The following is a 1,739-nucleotide window of genomic DNA, read 5'->3' as shown; positions in this document are numbered from 1 at the left end:
CAATAAAGTACGCTTCATCTTCAAACATCATATCGCGTAAAATAAGATTATCCGTATCAATTTTAAACATTAACTTCCTTTTTTATTCGTAGGCATAACGCCTGCATAACACGTTTGCTACTATGCAGATTAAGCCTAAATTTACCACTTAATACGGTAAACCCAAAGAAATCTAGAATGCCGAATGTAGCAAATCGTGTTGATGCGATTGTTATGTTGTTTCTCCAAGCGCCTGTTTAAGCTCATTAATTGCATAGATTAACTTAAGATTTGTCTGAGGAACTCTATTCAATTTCATTCCAATATCAACAACATCAATTTCCGACAAACCACCTTCTGAGTCAATCCATGAACTATACAAATAAATAAGATCGGTCAGAGATCCAACCTTACTTCTATTGTCAGTTTTAGTGTATTGAATTATCGTTTGATTATCAGAAAATGCAGCGATAGTCTGAGGACTAATACCTTCCGCTTTCAACTGCAAACATAACCCTTCGAGAAAATGCTTTCTTAACGTTTTTATGTGCTCTTTTCGGACGCCAACAATGATAAATGAGAATAGAGTTTTCTCTTCCATAAAGATTAAAACTTTACGACGATTTTGAGTAAATGAGTTAACAAACCAATTACCAAGCACAAACTTTTCAGGCTCAATTTCACTTAAGTCACTTGGTTTCAGGCTAATGAAATCTTGAACTTTTTTGGTACATTTAAACTGAAACATAACTCACCTCAAGATGCTGAAAAACCTTATTTTACACCAACAACATAACGCCTGCATAACACGTTTACTACTATGCAATTATACTTAAAATTGACGCCTTAAAACGAGAAACACCCGACAATCTGAGATGCCGAGTGTAGTAAATCGTGTTGATGCATTTGTTATAAGCGCAGCACAGATTAACTACCTCATTTAATTAACTAAAAACTATTAGAATACTTCATACTTTACAAAGAATATGTCAATATATACGACCTTAATTTCTTGGATTAGCCTGTGTTTAAACCTTTTGAAGATACCTTAACTTTAATTGTAAGTATTACAGCACTTATACTTTGTGGCTTCTTTTTGAGTATTATGTTTGTAAGTGAACCAGAAAGCCTTAGCTCAAAGATCATTACAATTGCAACATTTGCCAGCGGGTTAGGAACAATTTTAGCCGTATTCGTAGCTTGGAAAGCAAAAAATCAATGGTTTAACCAAAAGCATTACGAACAAAAAAAACATTATTTTTCAATTATTCTCGAACTATATAAGAGCGGACTTAATAATCTAGAATTCGCAGTTGCAGTTGAACTTTGTCAAAAACAAAAAACTAATAATAAAGAAGAAATAAAGTACTTTATTAAACAAGCACACCTTAATTACAAAGAGTTCGATATTCTATATCAAAAAGCCCTAAGAACTGCTTTCGAATTAGAGGTAAATCAAAGCCAATACCATGGAAAAATAATGCATAACTTAATTAATAATTTTAAACCTTATGCAAAAATAATGTCGAGCATTGATTTTCATTACCAGAACCAACGAGACCTAGAAATGGAATACCATCAATTTAACATATCTACTCGCTCTGAAATAACAAGACTTGCAGATTTACTGTTTGAATACCGCTTTAGTACTGAGTTCTTTATTAATGTGGAAAGTTTTGGTATGAATCCTAGCGCTAGCAAAATAGAAAGTTTTCTTGATATGCACATATACGAAAATAATCAAAACTAGCTTATAACGC

The 1,739-nt window shown here is 32.6% G+C and carries 2 protein-coding genes; one reads left to right on the top strand and one right to left on the bottom strand.

All coding sequences use genetic code 11. The features are described from left to right. Window positions 1–211 precede the first annotated feature (211 nt). Complete coding sequence (locus HC728_RS19505; protein WP_190395965.1) at window positions 212–727, bottom strand: hypothetical protein; 516 nt, start codon at window positions 725–727, stop codon at window positions 212–214. Between the two features lie 276 nt (window positions 728–1,003). On the opposite strand from HC728_RS19505, the gene HC728_RS19500 reads away from it, so the two are divergent. Next, window positions 1,004–1,729, top strand: a complete 726-nt coding sequence (locus HC728_RS19500) for a hypothetical protein (RefSeq protein ID WP_190395964.1) — start codon at window positions 1,004–1,006, stop codon at window positions 1,727–1,729. Window positions 1,730–1,739 lie beyond the last annotated feature (10 nt).

It is taken from the genome of Aliivibrio sp. S10_S31 (genome assembly GCF_014694495.1).
Taxonomy (GTDB): domain Bacteria; phylum Pseudomonadota; class Gammaproteobacteria; order Enterobacterales; family Vibrionaceae; genus Aliivibrio; species Aliivibrio fischeri.
This window is presented reverse-complemented; position numbering and strand designations above follow the sequence as displayed.

Coding starts and splice junctions, on each gene's coding strand:
- HC728_RS19505 (WP_190395965.1), bottom strand. CDS start 727: ATGTTTCAGTTTAAATGTACCAAAAAAGTTCAAGATTTCATTAGCCTG.